The 16,435-nt window shown below is 41.8% G+C and carries 15 protein-coding genes and 1 pseudogene; 12 read left to right on the forward strand and 4 right to left on the reverse strand.

Annotated features, from left to right (window positions below):
• Positions 1-175 precede the first annotated feature (175 nt).
• The gene (locus MKX34_RS06680; protein ID WP_076297781.1) at positions 176-1,132 is read left to right on the forward strand and encodes an HD domain-containing protein; all 957 of its coding nucleotides are present in this window, start codon (positions 176-178) and stop codon (positions 1,130-1,132) included.
• 69 nt (positions 1,133-1,201) lie between these two features.
• Here the strand turns inward: MKX34_RS06680 and MKX34_RS06685 are convergent, their stop codons facing one another.
• Positions 1,202-1,858, reverse strand: coding sequence for a 3'-5' exonuclease (locus MKX34_RS06685; RefSeq protein WP_036680002.1), 657 nt, complete (start codon positions 1,856-1,858; stop codon positions 1,202-1,204).
• A 111-nt stretch (positions 1,859-1,969) separates the two neighbouring features.
• On the opposite strand from MKX34_RS06685, the pseudogene MKX34_RS06690 reads away from it, so the two are divergent.
• From MKX34_RS06690 to MKX34_RS06705, 4 genes and pseudogenes are all read left to right on the forward strand, one after another.
• Positions 1,970-2,485: pseudogene (locus MKX34_RS06690) on the forward strand (TerD family protein); the annotation flags it as partial.
• A gap of 111 nt (positions 2,486-2,596) precedes the next feature.
• Positions 2,597-3,268, forward strand: a complete 672-nt coding sequence (locus MKX34_RS06695; RefSeq protein ID WP_254924562.1) for a VWA domain-containing protein — start codon at positions 2,597-2,599, stop codon at positions 3,266-3,268.
• 183 nt (positions 3,269-3,451) lie between these two features.
• Positions 3,452-4,069, forward strand: coding sequence for a DNA-3-methyladenine glycosylase (locus tag MKX34_RS06700; RefSeq protein WP_076224224.1), 618 nt, complete (start codon positions 3,452-3,454; stop codon positions 4,067-4,069).
• A 22-nt stretch (positions 4,070-4,091) separates the two neighbouring features.
• Positions 4,092-4,802: a DNA alkylation repair protein gene (locus tag MKX34_RS06705; protein ID WP_036679998.1), complete on the forward strand. Its 711-nt coding sequence runs from the start codon at positions 4,092-4,094 to the stop codon at positions 4,800-4,802.
• A gap of 28 nt (positions 4,803-4,830) precedes the next feature.
• On the opposite strand, the gene MKX34_RS06710 is transcribed toward MKX34_RS06705, so the two are convergent.
• A complete protein-coding gene (locus tag MKX34_RS06710; protein WP_076099515.1) occupies positions 4,831-5,523 on the reverse strand; it encodes a PspA/IM30 family protein in 693 nt (230 codons plus the stop codon).
• A gap of 59 nt (positions 5,524-5,582) precedes the next feature.
• Positions 5,583-5,801 carry a PspC domain-containing protein gene (locus tag MKX34_RS06715; RefSeq protein ID WP_038569266.1) on the reverse strand — a complete coding sequence of 73 codons (219 nt, stop codon included), beginning with the start codon at positions 5,799-5,801 and terminating at the stop codon, positions 5,583-5,585.
• Between the two features lie 286 nt (positions 5,802-6,087).
• Between MKX34_RS06715 and MKX34_RS06720 the strand changes: the two genes are divergently transcribed.
• Positions 6,088-6,501, forward strand: coding sequence for a zinc ribbon domain-containing protein (locus MKX34_RS06720; protein ID WP_076273979.1), 414 nt, complete (start codon positions 6,088-6,090; stop codon positions 6,499-6,501).
• A gap of 556 nt (positions 6,502-7,057) precedes the next feature.
• On the opposite strand, the gene MKX34_RS06725 is transcribed toward MKX34_RS06720, so the two are convergent.
• Complete coding sequence (locus MKX34_RS06725) at positions 7,058-8,161, reverse strand: endospore germination permease (RefSeq protein WP_076297783.1); 1,104 nt, start codon at positions 8,159-8,161, stop codon at positions 7,058-7,060.
• A 145-nt stretch (positions 8,162-8,306) separates the two neighbouring features.
• Between MKX34_RS06725 and MKX34_RS06730 the strand changes: the two genes are divergently transcribed.
• The 6 genes from MKX34_RS06730 (at position 8,307) to MKX34_RS06755 (ending at position 16,397) form a co-directional block, all read left to right on the forward strand.
• The gene (locus tag MKX34_RS06730; RefSeq protein WP_076273978.1) at positions 8,307-9,821 is read left to right on the forward strand and encodes a spore germination protein; all 1,515 of its coding nucleotides are present in this window, start codon (positions 8,307-8,309) and stop codon (positions 9,819-9,821) included.
• On the forward strand, positions 9,818-11,041 hold the full coding sequence (locus MKX34_RS06735; RefSeq protein WP_036675890.1) for a Ger(x)C family spore germination protein: 1,224 nt from the start codon (positions 9,818-9,820) through the stop codon (positions 11,039-11,041). The genes MKX34_RS06730 and MKX34_RS06735 overlap by 4 nt, the downstream gene beginning before the upstream one ends.
• 6 nt (positions 11,042-11,047) lie before the next feature.
• Positions 11,048-11,278 (forward strand): hypothetical protein, encoded by a 231-nt coding sequence (locus MKX34_RS06740; protein WP_036675888.1) that lies wholly within the window; start codon positions 11,048-11,050, stop codon positions 11,276-11,278.
• A gap of 286 nt (positions 11,279-11,564) precedes the next feature.
• On the forward strand, positions 11,565-13,124 hold the full coding sequence (locus MKX34_RS06745; RefSeq protein ID WP_076297828.1) for a response regulator: 1,560 nt from the start codon (positions 11,565-11,567) through the stop codon (positions 13,122-13,124).
• Positions 13,121-14,911 (forward strand): sensor histidine kinase, encoded by a 1,791-nt coding sequence (locus MKX34_RS06750; protein ID WP_076297784.1) that lies wholly within the window; start codon positions 13,121-13,123, stop codon positions 14,909-14,911. The genes MKX34_RS06745 and MKX34_RS06750 overlap by 4 nt, the downstream gene beginning before the upstream one ends.
• A 184-nt stretch (positions 14,912-15,095) precedes the next feature.
• On the forward strand, positions 15,096-16,397 hold the full coding sequence (locus tag MKX34_RS06755) for an extracellular solute-binding protein (protein ID WP_036675885.1): 1,302 nt from the start codon (positions 15,096-15,098) through the stop codon (positions 16,395-16,397).
• The last annotated feature ends 38 nt before the right edge of the window (positions 16,398-16,435 follow it).

Below are 16,435 nucleotides of genomic sequence, written 5' to 3' on the forward strand. Positions count from 1 at the left end.
GGATATTCCAGTGCCAGAATATGGCCGGGGAGTAGCCTCCTTTTTCAAATATTCTTGGCTTGTACATAAATATGAAAATAGATCGTATAGTGATTTAAAGGGATTTTGGAGGTGAGTGTCTAAAGTTTAATATAGAGAGCAGGCCGAAAGCCTGTTATTAATAGGAGGCTCCAACATGACACAAATTAAACAGCTCGCTCCACAAGATGAATTTGTTGGCTTTTATCTTTTAAGAGAGCTGGCAATTAAACAAACGAACGGCACTCCTCCAAAAGATTATTTTGACATCGTTCTGGGGGATTCCACTGGACAATTATCCGCGAAATATTGGGATGCCAGCACAACCGATAAAGAAACTTTTTTTCCTATGGCGCTTGTGAAGGTACGCGGGATTGCTCATACTTATCGTGAGAAATTACAAATAAAAATTACTAAAATCAGGTTGGTTAACGATGAGGATGGTGTTGCACTTACGGATTTCATCCGTTCTGCCCCAATTCGTCCAGTAGACCTTATTCATACGATTAAAGGGGGTATGGCAAGTATTTCAGATCCGGAAATTGCTTCGATTGTCTCTTTTTGTGTGGGTAAAGTGGAAGAGAAATTGATGCATTATCCGGCAGCCAAAACACATCATCATGCTTATTTTGCCGGACTTGCTTATCATATGGTGCGTATGCTGGAAATCGGTGATTTTCTGTGCAAGCAGCGTCCGTTCTTGAATCCAGATCTAATGAAGGCCGGGATCATTCTGCATGATATCGCGAAGCCGGAGGAGATGGTCTCCCAGCTTGGGATTGTCTCGGAATACAGCGTTCAGGGCAAATTAATTGGCCATATCTCGATGGCGTCTAATTGGATCACGGAAGCGGCTATCCGCTTAGATATTGATTTGAATTCGGAAAAGGTTATGGCGTTACAGCATCTCGTATTGTCACATCATAATCTGGGCGAATGGGGGAGTCCTGTTCAGCCACAGACAGCTGAGGCAGTCGCTCTGCATCATATCGATGCGATGGATGCGAAGCTGCAAATGGTGGAGGATGCTTTGGATACCACACCGGAGACCGAGGAATGGACACCGTTCATCAGAGGTCTAGAGAATAAGGCTGTGTATCGTTTGAAGATTTAAGTGATGTTCTGTAAAACCAAACCCCCAATCAGCAGAAAAGAGCTGGTTGGGGGTTTTTAATGTTCTTGATTATTTCGACAAAGTGGCGCGGCTGCTATAAATGGAGGGTTTATGTTTAGTGCCTTGTTTCTTAGCAGGCTTTTTCGCGCGAGTCGAAAATGGGGTATACCCACCGGCAAACATCGTTCCGCTAGTATATCCTTGACTGGCAGAGAGCAATAGAGGATCATAGTGCTCCTCCTGCTCCATAAGTTTTACTAGAATTGCAGCGGCTGCGCGTGCGTCATCCAAGGCATCATGGTGCTTTAGCGTAATGCCGAAAAAATCGGAGACTACATTAAGTTTATGGGAGGGCAGGTCGGGCAGCATTTTTTTGCCTAATAAATAGGTACATAAGTATTGAAAGCTTGGGTAGCTCAGGGACATTCCATCGAGACAATAACGCAGGACGCTCATATCAAAAGCAGCATTATGCGCCACGACGATTTGTCCGTGTAGTAAAGGTTCAACGGTGGGCCATAGCTCTTGAAAAGTAGGTTGGCCGATTACCATTGATGGTGTGATGCCGTGTATCGAAATGTTCATGCCATCAAACCGCTGCTGCGGGTCAATTAGCCAAGAATGCTCTGCGGTTATATTTCCAGCTTTAACTTCCACAAGTCCCAAGGCACATGCGCTGGATCGACTGGAGTTCGCGGTCTCAAAGTCAATTGCTATAAAGTCCATTCGTAAAGCTCCTTATCTATCATATATACGTTTCATATTAAAGTAGTAAAATGATAAATACAATCTAGTGAATCACAATGAGCTGTTCAGTAAAAATAAGGAGATGGTAGAGTGCGGCTTATAAAGGGGCAAAAGGTGGATATTACGAAAGGGAGAAACGTGAACAAGCTTTTGCTGAAATTTGGGTGGATGACTGCTGATATTAGGATTGGCATAGACTCTGCTGCTTTTTTACTGTCAGAACAGAACCGTTGCGAACGCGATGAGAACTTTATCTTTTATGGCAATCCGTTGTCTATAGACGAAGCTGTAACTCATTCTGTCTTACAACAAGGGGATAAAGAAGCTATCGCCATTACGCTTTCTCGACTTCCTAAGGATATTACTAGAATAGCTTTAACTTTAACGATCTATGAAGGAGAAAAATTAGGACACTCTATGAAGCAAGTAACCTCTCCTTATCTGCGCTTAGTGGATGCTGCTAGCGGTGAGGAATTATTCGTTTTCGAGTATGGCTCTGACCTGTCGACGGAGACAGCTATTGTGGTTGGAGAGCTATATCGCTATGGTTCAGAGTGGAAATTCAGTGCGATTGGTAGTGGCTTTGAGGGAGGATTGGCTGCTTTATGTACAAACTATGGGCTCGTTATTGAAGAAGACGAAGGAAACCTTGAGGTAGCGGCCACAGCTGAGTTAACCCTGCCTTTAGAGACGATCCGTTATGAAGAGAAGAATGTACTGTCCTCTATTGATTTACGTAAAAAAATTGTTCAGATCACCTTAGAAAAAAAGAATCTGACAGGAGTCATCGCAAGGGTAGGCGTTGTCCTGGATATTACAGGATCTATGAGAAATCTTTATAATAATGGAACCGTTCAAGAAGTAGTTGAGCGTATATTAGCCGTTGCCTGCAAATTTGATGATAACCAATCGTTAGATGTGTGGGTGTACGATACGGAGTTTAGCCGGCTGCCACCTGTGACAGAGCAGGATTTAGGAAGATATGTGTTTACACATATTTTAAATAATCGTACCATTCATAAGTTTGGCCGCAATAATGAACCGCCAGTAATGGAGGATATCATTAAAAAATATACGGAGGAAGAACCCGATTCTACATCGGTATTTATCATATTTATTAACGATGGTGGTGTAGTAAAATCCACTAAAAATGTGATTATGGCTGCTTCGGTCCAACCGATTTTCTGGCAGTTTGTCGGAATTGGTAACTCGGATTTTGAAGTATTGAAGCAACTTGATACGATGAAGGGACGTTTGGTGGATAACGCCAATTTTATTCATCTGGACCAAATTGAAAAGGTGACTGATGAAGATCTGTATGATCAGCTACTGAATGAATTCCCCATGTGGCTAAGGGCAGCGAAAGAAAAAAGAATCCTGCGAGCATAAAAATACATTATTCAGAATGAATAAGCCTATGCGCTACAATAAGCCATAACCACCTATCTTAGGGATGTTATGGCTTTTTCCAGTTTCGCTATCTTGCTATTCTATTCAACAATCCGTACACTGCCAAATAGGTATTGTATATTAGGATTAGGGTCATCACTATCAGATACGGGAGGAAACACTTTGAGCAGCGTAATTACTAAGTTTTTTGATTATGGGCAAGAAGACATAGATTATCTCCGAAGTGTGGATCCAGTACTTGGCGCAGCTATGGCACGGATGGGCAGAGTGGAACGTGTAATTATACCGGATCTTTTTACTGCGCTTATCTATGCTATAGTAGGACAGCTTATTTCAGTAAAAGCGGTTCGGACCATTTGGAACAGAATGTTGGCTCAGTTCGGAGACATCACTCCGCAGCAGTTAGCGTTACATACGGCGGATGAGATTCAAAGCTGTGGGATGACGATGAAAAAGGCACTATGTATCCATGAGATTTCCAATTTGGTCGCTCAGGGTGATTTTAAGCTGGAGGAATTGCCTGGGTTATCAGATCAAGAGGTTATACAAAAACTTATGACGTTAAAGGGCATTGGCAAGTGGACGGCAGAAATGATGTTAATCCATTCTATGGAACGACGGGATGTGGTCAGCTGGGGAGATATTGCGATTCGTCGGGGGATGATGAAGCTATATGGACTTGATAAGCTTACCAAAGATCAATTTGAACATTACCGGCTGAACTATTCTCCTTTGGGTTCTGTAGCTTCTATATATTTATGGGAAATTTCATTTGAATAATGGACGGGTAAGGAGTACTACTATGGAAAAAACAATAAGAGAACAGCTATTGAATTTGGCAGAGGTGGACTACCAGAAGTTTTCTGCGGCCTTAATTCCGACGATAGATAATGTTATAGGCGTCAGGCTACCGGAACTGCGCAAGCTTGCCAAAATCATTGCAAAGGGTGATTGGAGAGCCTATTTGGAGCATGCCGAGACAGATTATTTTGAAGAAGTGATGCTGCAAGGTATGGTGCTTGGCTACGTGAAGACAGATCTTGAAGAAATCCTACGTTATATCGCAGACTTTATTCCCAGAATTGATAACTGGTCCGTATGCGATAGCTTTTGCACAGGCCTGAAGTTTACCGTAAAGAATAAAGAACGGGTGTGGGAGTTTATAATGCCTTACCTATTGTCAGATCAAGAATATGAAATCCGTTTTGCTGTGGTAATGATGCTTAATTTCTTTATTGAAGAGGCGTATATCAGCCGGATTTTACAATTGCTCGATAAGGTCAGTCATGAAGGCTATTATGTAAAAATGGCGGTTTCTTGGGCGCTTTCGATTTGTTATGTGAAATTGCCAGAGCCTACGATGAGTTATTTGAGAAACAACAGCTTAGATGATTTCACTTACAACAAAGCTTTGCAGAAAATCACTGAGTCTTATCGTGTGGATCCAGAAACGAAAAAATGGATTCGCGGGATGAAAAGAAGTAAAAAACAAGCCCCTTATTCAGCACAATAGCTGAGTAGTAAGAGGCTTGTTTTCCTATTTATTTTTTCTCAGTGTTTACTTCAGTGTTGGTTTTACGGTTGCGGATTCGCTCGATTTCGATGTCAACGGCGCTACGCAGGTTAGGATCGATGGAAGGACTTATTCCTGTGCCTGTATTGAATTTATTTTTGGAGTTTTCCGCCAATGCTTCCCACTCGAAAATCTTTTCTTCCATTCGTTCGAAACCTTGTGAAGCTGATCCTACATTTAGACCTTTCGTAGAAGAACGAGGAGCAGAGTTGAGTGTTTCTGTCGCTTGTTGAGCGCGAGCGATAAGTTCAGTTCTTTTCGCTTTGAGATGTTCACGCTCTTCTTTTGCTCTAGCGATATTGATCTCAAGCTCTGCAAGGGATTGCTTAGTTTGTACTTGGCTATTTATGGACTCTTCCAACTGTTCTACGTACCGTAACTTGGCTATGAGTGCCAGACGAGCTCTTTCTTCATTTCCTTGTTCAACTGCTTGAACGGCTTCGGCTTCACTTTGCTCTACTAACTGAGTATATTCTTGCTTGCGGCGTTCCAACACACTTGCTGTAACTTGCAGATCACGCTCATTGCGTTCCGCCTTAGCGATATCATTTTCAAGATCACGTAAATACTGACCTGTCAGCAACACCGGGTTTTCTAATTTGTTTAAACCTTCGTGTAGTGCTGCTTTAGTAATTGTGGAAATTCTTTTTAATAGACTCATGTTCTATCTCTCCTTTTTTATGGTTGGATTAGGGTTAGTTTGTATTAAACGACGATTTATTAATAGAAATCATGTCCATCTGAAAAGCTGTTAAAAGGTTCTTTAGGAACGATGATACTAGCGATGACGTAGAAGATAAGTACTGTTCCGAAGCTGAACAATGCTGCGGCAACAGCAACGAGACGGATTACTGTAGCATCAATACCAGACCAACGAGCAAGACCTCCGCACAAGCCACTTATCTTCTGATCACTTTGGGAACGATATAATTTTTTCATTTATTGTTTTCTTCCTCTCGTATGGGTGTGATTGTTATTGAATCCTGCAACCCGTTTGCTTATGTACTCATTCTAATGTCTTTTTGCATGCGAAAAAACGGCCTGGAGGCGGTTTTGTATACCAGACCTGAGTCGAGGTTCGTTCCCGCAGGAAGGCGGGGAAAGGGTTAGTAAATCGGTTATAGGCTACAAACCATGGACGAAGTTAGGTACAATAAAGAAAGGAATACTTCTGGCGGTGTCGAAATATGCTTATATATGACTACTACGGAATTGGGGGCTGAATATGAGTTTTTTTAACAAAGTAAAAGCAGGGGTAAGCGAGGCTGGGAATAAAGCAAAAACAGTGGTGGAGATTAACCGGTTGAAGCTGCAAAATAACGGTAAGCAAAATGATATTGACCAGCAGTATCAGGTTATGGGCAAACTGTTATTTGAAGCCGTAACTCAAGGTGCAGGGCCACTGCCAAGTGAGCAAATCGAGACTAATATCAATCGTATTCTCGAATTGAAGGCTGAGATTGAGACGAACCTTCAGCAAATTGCTGAGTTGTCCGATGTAAAGCATTGCAAAGCATGCGGTGGGAATGTGGCGATCGAGGCACGCTTTTGTCCGGCCTGCGGATCCACTTTTGAAGTGGCAAAAGAACCTGTCATTGATGTAACTCCATCGTCGATGTCTTTGGATAAGAAGGAATAGATTTACTTCATACAAGAAACTTATGAATAAAGAGGCTGTCTCAAAAGTAGTGAATACTACTTATGAGGCAGCTTCTTTTTAGTAAAAAGGCTATAAGCGGATTCTTGCTGTAGCCAATAGACTCTGGGCTACGCACACAAAGTATTCTATGCCATTAGGTTGGGCGGCGGAATATTCATTTTGTGTGATACCTGTTGGGGACGATATCTATTGGACGGTGCGATAAGCAGTATGCGGGGGCCGTTTGTGTTGTCTGCGTTTATGAATGTGCGAAGCCGGCCTAAAACTAATTAGGGAAAAACTCCCTGGAAATAACCAATATTCGCTCTAAATGAACGAATTTAGGGAATATCTCCCTAATAATAAGGGGAATTTCTTTAATTGCTAACGAATCAGCTGAAATTTAGGGAGGTTTTCCCTGATTATTAGTCTAATGAACGAAAATCCCAGAATTTCAGGGAGAAATTCCCCAATTATTTTAGCGGAGCTTAATTAGATCTTTAAGCGGGATTCGTATCTACAATCTTAATTTCACTTGTCTATAATCTAGTGTCGTTTAAACCTTAGAAGCACGGCGTTTCTTAAATTGATACACAATTAGCAACATAAGCGGCAGAACAAATGCACAGGTGAAATCCCAATCTACCCAGTAGGCGGGGATCTCCTTTACGTAGAAAATGATGTCTTTGGCAATCAGTTGTGACATACCGAATAACAAAAATCCAGTAGGTATGATCAGAGGACGGTGGCTTTTGAGTTTAAATAATTGGGCTGTACCTAAGGTTAAAGCATAGTAATAAACTGCTGTTTTGAAGTACGTGCTGATAATCCATGCTGTAGCCATAAGCGCTTCAATACGTTGCAGAGAATTAGCAATATTAATTTTTTGAGCAAGAATATAAGCGGCATAAAATTGATGTTCAGAAGCGTAAACACCTAGAACGGTAAGGGAAAACAATAAGATGAGGTTAAGGCCCAGAGCTCCGATGATCAAGGCTATGAAAATATCCCGGCTTGTTTTGCTATTTTTCTGAGCATAAGGATATATCATTAGAAACACGCACAATTCGCCAAAAGGATAAAAAACACCATACATCAAAGTATGAAGCATGTCCGGTACTGGTGTGTTTAAGATGGGGTATAAACGTTCCATTTTGACATCGGGGGTCAGCAGGAGCAGCAGACCGATCAAAAAAACTGCAAATAAAGGAAAAAAAAGCTGAGCTGCCCGGGCCAATATTTCTAGGCCAAGTCGTACCCCATATACCAGCAGGAAAATGGCCATGAAACGAATAACCCCACCGGGTGTTTTCTCGTAAATCTGTGTACACATGAAATCTTCAATTTCTCTTATGTAGGTGGAGGCAGCAATCAGGAAGAACCCTAAATAGAATAAGGCCACAGCAGTTCCGACCCATTTTCCTAAAATTTGTAGGCTAAGCTCGATAATATTCTTGTTGGGTTCAAGGTCTGCTAAGCAGAGTAACAATTTTATGGTCACTAGACCCAAGGGAATACTAATCAAAGCAGCAATCCATGCATCTTGTTTCGCTCCTGATATCATTAACGCCGGATACACAAGCGCCATATCCCCAATAAATGTGAATAGCCCGAGTATAATCATTTGATTGGTACTAATTCGATCTTTCTCCAAACTCATATACCCCCTCAAATTTATTGGACTAGTTTTAGTATGGTTGTAGTTACCAGAATTATGCCATCCCGATTTTTTAATCCGAAGGAATAATTATCATAATTAACATCAAACTATACTCATCTATCTATGGAGAAGTGGAGGCTGCATCATGAAAGATACGGAGATTGGTACATTATCAAGCCGGTTGGAAGTTAATATTGCTAATTTGTACCAATTGATGGGTGAAAGCTCTGATGTAGTGATAAAAGAGTTGCAGATAGAAGAGAACACTCATATTTCTTTGATTTACATAGATGGTCTTGTGGATACTCAGGTGCTGCATAATTCAATTTTGTATTCCTTGCAGGAACACATTCCTTACGAACAGCTGAGGGGGCTTTCTCCCGAGCAGAAGTTTGAGATCATTAAGAAACAGATATTAATAGCCGGCGATATAGCCGTCATTGACGATTACAGCCAATTTATTCATCATTTATTGTCCGGTAATATAATGCTGCTGCTTGACGGGTTATCCAGCGCTCTGCGGATCGGCTTACCAGGCTGGGAAGATCGTAATGTAGGGGAGCCTAGCTCACAGTCGGTTGTTCGGGGTCCAATGGAAGGATTCACTGAGAATTTACGGACGAATACGGCACTGGTTCGGCGAAAAATCAAAGATAGCCATTTATGGCTGGAAACCGTTCAGATCGGAAGGGTGACTCAAACCAGCGTATCCATTATGTATCTAAGTAACATCGCGAATAAGGAACTGGTGCAAGAGGTAAAGCGCCGTCTGAATAAAATAGATACGGACAGTATTCTCGAGAGTGGATATATTGAGGAGTTTATTCAAGAGACGGCAGTTACACCTTTTCCTACCGTATACAACAGTGATCGTCCGGATACGATTGCAGCGGGTATTTTGGAAGGAAAAGTGGCCATTCTTGTTGATGGAACTCCTTTTGTACTGCTGGTGCCCACATTTTTTGTGGCATTTTTCCAGTCAGCTGAGGATTATTACCAAAGGGCTGATATTGGAACATTGCTGAGATTAGTTCGTTTTATTTCATTTTTTATTACTTTGCTTGCCCCTTCATTGTATGTTGCGATTACTACCTATCACCAGGAGATGATACCGACCAATCTTGTAATCAGTTTAGCTGCCCAGAGGGAGAGTGTTCCTTTTCCTGCTTTTGTTGAGGCGCTGATCATGGAAATGACTTATGAGATTTTGCGGGAAGCCGGGGTGCGGATACCCAAAAATATTGGTCAGGCGATTTCCATTGTCGGAACGTTGGTGATTGGACAAGCCGCGGTAGCAGCGGGTTTTATTTCATCCGCAATGGTCATTATTGTATCGCTAACAGCCATTTCTAGTTTTGTTATTCCGGAGACAGGAATGTCTATAGCTGCGCGGATGATCCGTTTTGTGCTTATAGCTTTGGCCGGATTTATCGGATTATATGGAATTCTCTTCGGTATTTTTATCATCGTATTGCATTTGTCGAGTCTGCGTTCTTTCGGAATGCCTTATATGAGTCCGCTCGGACCGTATAATTCCAAAGATTTAAAAGACTCTATTTTTCGCTTTCCGTGGCCGTTTTTAAAGACAAGGCCTGCTGAGAATAAGACGCAGAACCTGTTTCGTCAAAGCACATCCAGTGATAAGGAACCAACCAGATGAATAAAAAATTAGTTAGAGGCGTTCTTCGATTAATGATAGCTCTCCAATTTACGTTAGTGTTAAGCGGCTGTTGGGAAAGAAATGAGCTGAATGAGATAGCTTTTGTCTTGGGGATAGGGATTGACAAGGCAGAAAAAGGTTATACCGTTTCGATGCAGGTCGTTATTCCATCTGCGATTTCCTCCCAAACGAATGGAGGAGGGGGAGGCAGTGGAGTCCCAGTGGTTGTATATAAATTTACTGTACCTACGTTTTATGATGCGCTGCGTAAGCTGAATCTGGATAGCTCTAGGTCAAGTTATCTCGGTCATATCCGGGTGTTGGTGATTGGGGAGGAGCTTGCCCGCACCGGAGTGGGTGAGATACTCGATGTATTTAAAAGAAGTCGGGAACCCCGGATGGATTTCTACGTTATGGTTGCCAGAGATACAACCGCCAGCAATGTCTTGAATGTCCTTACACCTATGGATAAATTACCAGCGAACAAATTATTTAGCTCCTTGGATAATTCTTATAAAGATTCAGCAAAAACAGTCGCTGTCACGCTGGATGATTTTATTGAGAATTTATTGTCTGAAGGTGAGAATCCTGTGCTAACCGGAGTGAAAATTATAGGAGATCCCAAAGATGGAGAGGACAAAAGCAATGTAGAGCGAACAATGCCTAAGGCAAGATTGGAATACCATACTGTAGCTGTGTTCAAAAAAGACAAGTTGATCGGTTGGCTAAACGAGGGAGAAACGATTGGTTACAATTATATCAACGATAAGGTAACCGCACATTCTGGCTCGATCGCAGGGGAAGACGGAAAGCCCATTGTAATCGAAGCGATCCAGGCTACAACTAAACGTAAAGTGAAAATCATTAATGGGGAGCCGCATATTTACCTTAGTGTTAAGACGCTTTGCAATATTGAAGAAGTGCAAAGTGTAGAAAATTTGGAATCGGAAAGCACTATAAAACGTTTGGAAAAGGAAACAGAGGAGCGGATTATAGAGCGGATGCAAAAAACTGTGGAGCATGTAAATGATCGTTTCAATGTTGATATTATGGGATTCGGACAATCGATCTACCATGCCAGCCCTAAAGCTTGGGCAAAGCTGCAGCAACAAAAGGGTGACGATTACCTTAAATCATTGCCCATCCATTACAAAGCCTCAGCAGTTATTAACCGCGTGGGTCTCACAGATAATTCTTTTCTTGAAAAAATCAAGGAGTGAAGTCAAATGCTAGTACTGTTATTCTTGGTGATTGCTGTAGGTTGTATGGCACTTGATTTGCCTAAATTAATGCGAAAGCGCCGAGTGCGTGATCTTAGCGTATATTTTATTTTTTGGATTTTGGGTCTTGGCGCGACCTTCTGCTCGTTGTTAAAATTGAACATCCCCAGTCCGCTGTTTCTTATTATCTTTATCTATAAGCCAATAAATAATTTATTTGGCTTATTGTTTCATTAACAATGAAGCTGCAATTATCGCGGCTTTTTTGTTTTATCATGTAGAAGTTCTTGTCCTTAACTTAAGAATATTTCATAGAATGAAAATGAGAGGTTGACCATATTTGTCGGTGGGGCATATTATTTGGAATGAACAATTTTTAAGTAAGCTTACGGCTTTACTTGTACAGGAGCTTGCTCCTTGTTGGATGTATTGTATACTAACGAATAAAAAGAAAACGGTTACAAAGAGATTTTCAATTCAAGGAAAAAGGCATAATCATTCTCAGGGCTGCAAGGGGGAAGAAATGAAACCAATATTCAAAATTATGATTGTTGATGATGAGATGCTTGTAAGACAAGGAATCAAACATCTTTTGGATTGGGAAAATGAAGGGTATCGAATTGTTGGTGAGGCTGCTAACGGTCTTGAAGCACTAAATATGATGGATGAGGCTAATCCTCATGTGATCATTACAGATATTGTTATGCCAATAATGGGCGGGGAGAAACTGGTCAAGATCGTTAAGGAGAAATACCCTCATATTGAAGTAATCGTCTTAAGTAGTTTCAGTGAATATGATTATGTCCGATCCACATTTCAAAGTGGTGTAGCGGACTACATTCTGAAGCCAAAGTTGGAAGCTGATTATCTGTTAACCATCCTAAATAAAACCACTGCTAAATTGGTAGGGATGGAGATGACCGATCAAGGAAAGGATCCTGGGGAAAAGCAAGTTTTGCTAGTTATCGAGAAGCTTATGACCGGATATGAGTCTGGGCTTGAGTCTGCTTTGCTTCATGCAAAGTTTCCACACACACTATTCGCGTTTTTCGGAGCGGATATGAAACATATTAAAGATTCTGGGGATAGGTTAACTTTCACACAAAAAATAGAAAAAGGGCTTAGTAACCTCCCTTTGGGCGATACAGTGTTTATTCGGCTGAAGTTTGTCAATGATTCGGTTATATATTTGCTTAATGCAAAGCCGGAACAGTGGGACGAGCTTGTTATAGAGCTCCGATATCTAGTCTCGGAGATGGACCATTGGGCGAGAGAAACACATTTCGTTATCAGTCAAAGCTTTACGGATTTTAATAAGCTGGGGGAGATTTATCGAGACAATTATTTAAAGCTTACACGATACAGTTTCTACTTGCCGGATCGAAGCTTAATTGAAAATGATCATTTGCCCAGCCTTCCGAGTGCATATCAGGAATATGATATGGGCGAATTAATGGAACAACTGAAACGTAAGCAATACCAGAAGGCATTCACTGGATTTCTGGAATATGTTCATCTCCGTTCGATGGATTATCGGACCGATATTTTCGAATTCAAATCGTTATTGGGGAATTTTATATTTAACGTAGCGACCACACTTGGAAAAATGAAGTACGAGACCGGAGGCTTGGAGGAATCCAAATACGACTTCTTTCGAAAAATAGATGAAGCGATGTATGCCGGAGATGCAATCGCTGTTGCTGAAGCTTTTATTCGCGAAGCTGAACGTGCGATTGGTGAGACGAACCTAACGATCAATCCAAATATGACCCGCTTGCTTGAATACATTCAGGATCATTACGCTGATCCCATCACGTTGACTGGGGTTGCGCGGCAGTTTCATTTCAACGCTTCTTATTTATCGAGCCATTTCACAGCTCAGAATGGTGAAGGATTTAATGAATATCTGAACAAAGTCCGTTTGGAGAAAGCCATGGAGTTACTCGTGACAACGGAAAAAACAATTTCTGATATTAGCGCTAGTGTGGGCTATTCGGATCAGAGTTATTTCACTAAAGTGTTTAAGAAGCAGGCGGGCATTTCTCCGAGCCAGTACCGAAGACGGGACGTAGAGCGACCATGATTGGAACAATCATCAACAAGATTAGAAAACAGGGCTTATTTCTCAAGCTTTTTCTTGTGACCCTCATAAGCATTGTTGCCGTATCCCTTCTGACTTTGTCTATTACCATCCGTATGTCAGAAAATTTATTCTTAAAGACCTTCAGCATAACGAATGGCAAACTACTGAACCAGATGAAGACAAACTTGGAGTCCTACAACAACGTTGTAGCTACGGGTGCTACAATGACAGCTCAGAATGGTGCCATCCGCAGCTATTTGTCCGGGGGAGAGACGGATTCATTGACGCTTGCTATCAAAACCTACCAGATGACAGAAAGCATGCGTGCAGTCCGCTCCAACCTGAGTGCCTTTGATGTGGGTATTATGATTGTAGGTGCGAATGGCAGAAGTTATTCAACCGATCCTTGGTATTGGTCTGCTACTGCTGATGAACTGAAGAACCACCCGATTACGAAAGCGACAGTGGCCCATCCACAGCAAATTCTGTACCAACTTTATCAAAAAGAGGATGGTCAAACCAAAAAGAAAGAGATCCTGTTAGTGGCTTCTAAAGCTCTATTTGATCATTCGACCGGCCGTATCTATGGCACTATGTACATTGCAATTCGTGATAGCGATTTTAAGGCCTTCTATGCCAATTTTACGAGTGAAGGTAATGATGTTGTTTTGCTGAATGCAAAAGGGCAAATTGTATCCAGCAACAGGACAGAGCTGATTGGGCTGACCGATCAACAGCTGCTTCAAGAAGTAGTTGATGAACAGAGCACAGGAGACAATGGAGAATCTGTCTATGTGATGGGGAATGAACGGGTAGTATTCTCGGAATACTTGCCTGAATTTGATGTTTATTTGGTGAATCTGATCGATAAGAAAGCTGTAACGGGTCAGATGGTAAATGCTAAAGCAGTGTCGTTGACGATCATGGCTATCGTAGCCATTTCGCTTATTATTGTATTTTTAATTACCAGGAAAATGACGAAGTCCCTGCGTGTACTCGTTGAACAGATGTCGAGTATTCCTAAGGGGGGATTTGATAATCATGTGGATGTCGCCACTAGTAGTTATGAAGTTAAGGAGCTAGGAAATGCCTTTAATTTTATGCTTGATTCCCTACATGATTATGTTGATCGGTTGATGGAGACCCAGAAGCAGCAGCGTAATGCGGAGCTGGCCGCCCTTCAAATGCAGATCAATCCCCATTTTTTATACAATACACTGGCTTCTATCAAATTTCTGGTGCAACAGGGCAACAAGGAAAAAGCAGCTGGCACGATAAATTCGCTAATCTCACTCCTGCAAAATACTGTCAGTGATGTTCAATCCACTATACCTGTTAGTCAGGAATTAGAATCGCTGAAGCATTATGTATATATCAATCATGTAAGGTATGGCGAGAAGATCCGCGTGAATTATTTTGTGGAGCCTGAAAGCTTGGATTATCATATGCCAAAGCTAATTCTGCAGCCTTTTATTGAAAACGCGTTCTTTCATGCATTCAATCTTAAAGATGAGGGAAGAATTCTGATCATGATCGCCGTTCAGGAAGATCAGCTTGTATGCGAAGTTGTAGATAATGGTGATGGGATGGACCTTGATCCGAATTTGATGAAAGAAGAACAGCTGCCAGCCTCGAAGCACAAACGACAATTATTCTCCGGGATCGGTATACGGAATGTTGATGACAGAATCAAATTGTTGTACGGAGAGCGCTATGGTATTAACATTACAAGCAAACGAAATGAAGGTACGAAGATCATAATTACGCTTCCATTGTTAAAAAGCTAAAATTTTTACAAAAACCTAAAAATAGTACCAGAGTCGATCTTAGAGTAAAAATAGAATCCAATAATAACACCAAAGCTAACAAAGATACTGCCAAAGAAAGCGAATACAAAATGATAAGATGGAAGCGTAGCAGAGAAAACGCTTCCATCTTTATTATTTTACAGATTATCAAGGGGGTTACGAAGTGAAAAAATTATTATCCGTAATGCTGGCTAGTGTGGTTCTACTTTCGGCATGTTCCTCAGGTGGAACGAAAAACGAAACGAGCAACTCCGGAAGCGAAGGTAGCAGCAAGCCACAAGAGATCACAGTTTGGGCTTGGGACCCAGCGTTTAACATTGCAGCCATGAATGTTGCTAAAGAAGCTTATGCGAAAGTCAATCCAGACGTAACGGTAAACGTCGTTGAGAACGCGCAGGCTGATATCGTGCAAAAGCTGAACACAGGACTGAACTCTGGATCTACGAAGGGTCTTCCTAACATTGTATTGATTGAGGATTACCGTGCGCAAAGCTTTTTGCAAGCGTATCCGGATTCCTTTTATGAATTGACGGATGTTGTAAAAGCTGCTGATTTTGCGGATTACAAAATTGGCCCGACCAGTGTTGACGGCAAGCAATATGGTGTTCCGTTTGATTCTGGTGTAACTGGAATGTATGTACGTACAGACTATCTTGAGCAAGCAGGCTATAGCCTGGATGCACTACAGGATATCGACTGGAAGCAATATATCGAGATCGGTAAAGCTGTAAAAGAAAAAACCGGCAAAAGCATGATCACACTGGATCCCAATGATCTTGGACTTATCCGGGTCATGATTCAATCGGCGGGTGCATGGTATACGGGTGAAGACGGTCAAACTCCGACCATTGCAGACAACGCTGCTTTGAAAGAGGCGCTTGTATTGTACAAAGAAATGATGGATTCCGGCATCGTGAAAGTTAACTCAGACTGGAGTCAATTTGTAGGCGCATTCAATAGTGGTGAAGTAGCTACTGTGCCAACGGGTAACTGGATTACACCTTCAATTAAAGCCGAAGCTTCCCAATCCGGTAAGTGGGCAGTAGCTCCACTTCCTAAGCTGGCAGCCACAGCAGGCTCCGTCCATGCATCCAACCTTGGGGGCAGCTCCTGGTATGTAATGAATGTAGATGGTAAAGAAGCTGCTGCGGAGTTCCTTGCAAAAACATTTGCTTCTGATGCGGAATTGTATCAGACGTTAAATACAAAAGTTGGTGTTATCGGCACTTTAAAAGCTGCGGCAAGCGGAGAAGCTTATTCAGCTGCGGATGAATTTTTCAAAGGTCAAAAGGTCGTATCCGATTTTGCGGCTTGGACCGAACAAATTCCTAACGTCAACTATGGCATGAACACTTACGCAATAGAGGACATTATGGTTGTAGCAGTGCAATCTTATCTTGGTGGAAAAGATGTAGATACTGTTCTGAAAGATGCCCAGAAGCAAGCAGATACCCAAGTTCGCTAATCACACTTAGGCTGTACAATCTAGGCCCTTGCTTCTTC

Source organism: Paenibacillus sp. FSL R5-0636 (assembly GCF_037974255.1).
Classification (GTDB): Bacteria; Bacillota; Bacilli; order Paenibacillales; family Paenibacillaceae; genus Paenibacillus_AQ; species Paenibacillus_AQ odorifer.

Bases quoted from the DNA above. Each gene is read 5' to 3' on its own strand.
- MKX34_RS06680 (WP_076297781.1), top strand. From the start codon at position 176: ATGACACAAATTAAACAGCTCGCTCCACAAGATGAATTTGTTGGCTTT.
- MKX34_RS06685 (WP_036680002.1), bottom strand. From the start codon at position 1,858: ATGGACTTTATAGCAATTGACTTTGAGACCGCGAACTCCAGTCGATCC.
- MKX34_RS06705 (WP_036679998.1), top strand. From the start codon at position 4,092: ATGGAAAAAACAATAAGAGAACAGCTATTGAATTTGGCAGAGGTGGAC.
- MKX34_RS06710 (WP_076099515.1), bottom strand. From the start codon at position 5,523: ATGAGTCTATTAAAAAGAATTTCCACAATTACTAAAGCAGCACTACAC.
- MKX34_RS06715 (WP_038569266.1), bottom strand. From the start codon at position 5,801: ATGAAAAAATTATATCGTTCCCAAAGTGATCAGAAGATAAGTGGCTTG.
- MKX34_RS06720 (WP_076273979.1), top strand. From the start codon at position 6,088: ATGAGTTTTTTTAACAAAGTAAAAGCAGGGGTAAGCGAGGCTGGGAAT.
- MKX34_RS06725 (WP_076297783.1), bottom strand. From the start codon at position 8,161: ATGAGTTTGGAGAAAGATCGAATTAGTACCAATCAAATGATTATACTC.
- MKX34_RS06730 (WP_076273978.1), top strand. From the start codon at position 8,307: ATGAAAGATACGGAGATTGGTACATTATCAAGCCGGTTGGAAGTTAAT.
- MKX34_RS06735 (WP_036675890.1), top strand. From the start codon at position 9,818: ATGAATAAAAAATTAGTTAGAGGCGTTCTTCGATTAATGATAGCTCTC.
- MKX34_RS06740 (WP_036675888.1), top strand. From the start codon at position 11,048: ATGCTAGTACTGTTATTCTTGGTGATTGCTGTAGGTTGTATGGCACTT.
- MKX34_RS06745 (WP_076297828.1), top strand. From the start codon at position 11,565: ATGAAACCAATATTCAAAATTATGATTGTTGATGATGAGATGCTTGTA.
- MKX34_RS06750 (WP_076297784.1), top strand. From the start codon at position 13,121: ATGATTGGAACAATCATCAACAAGATTAGAAAACAGGGCTTATTTCTC.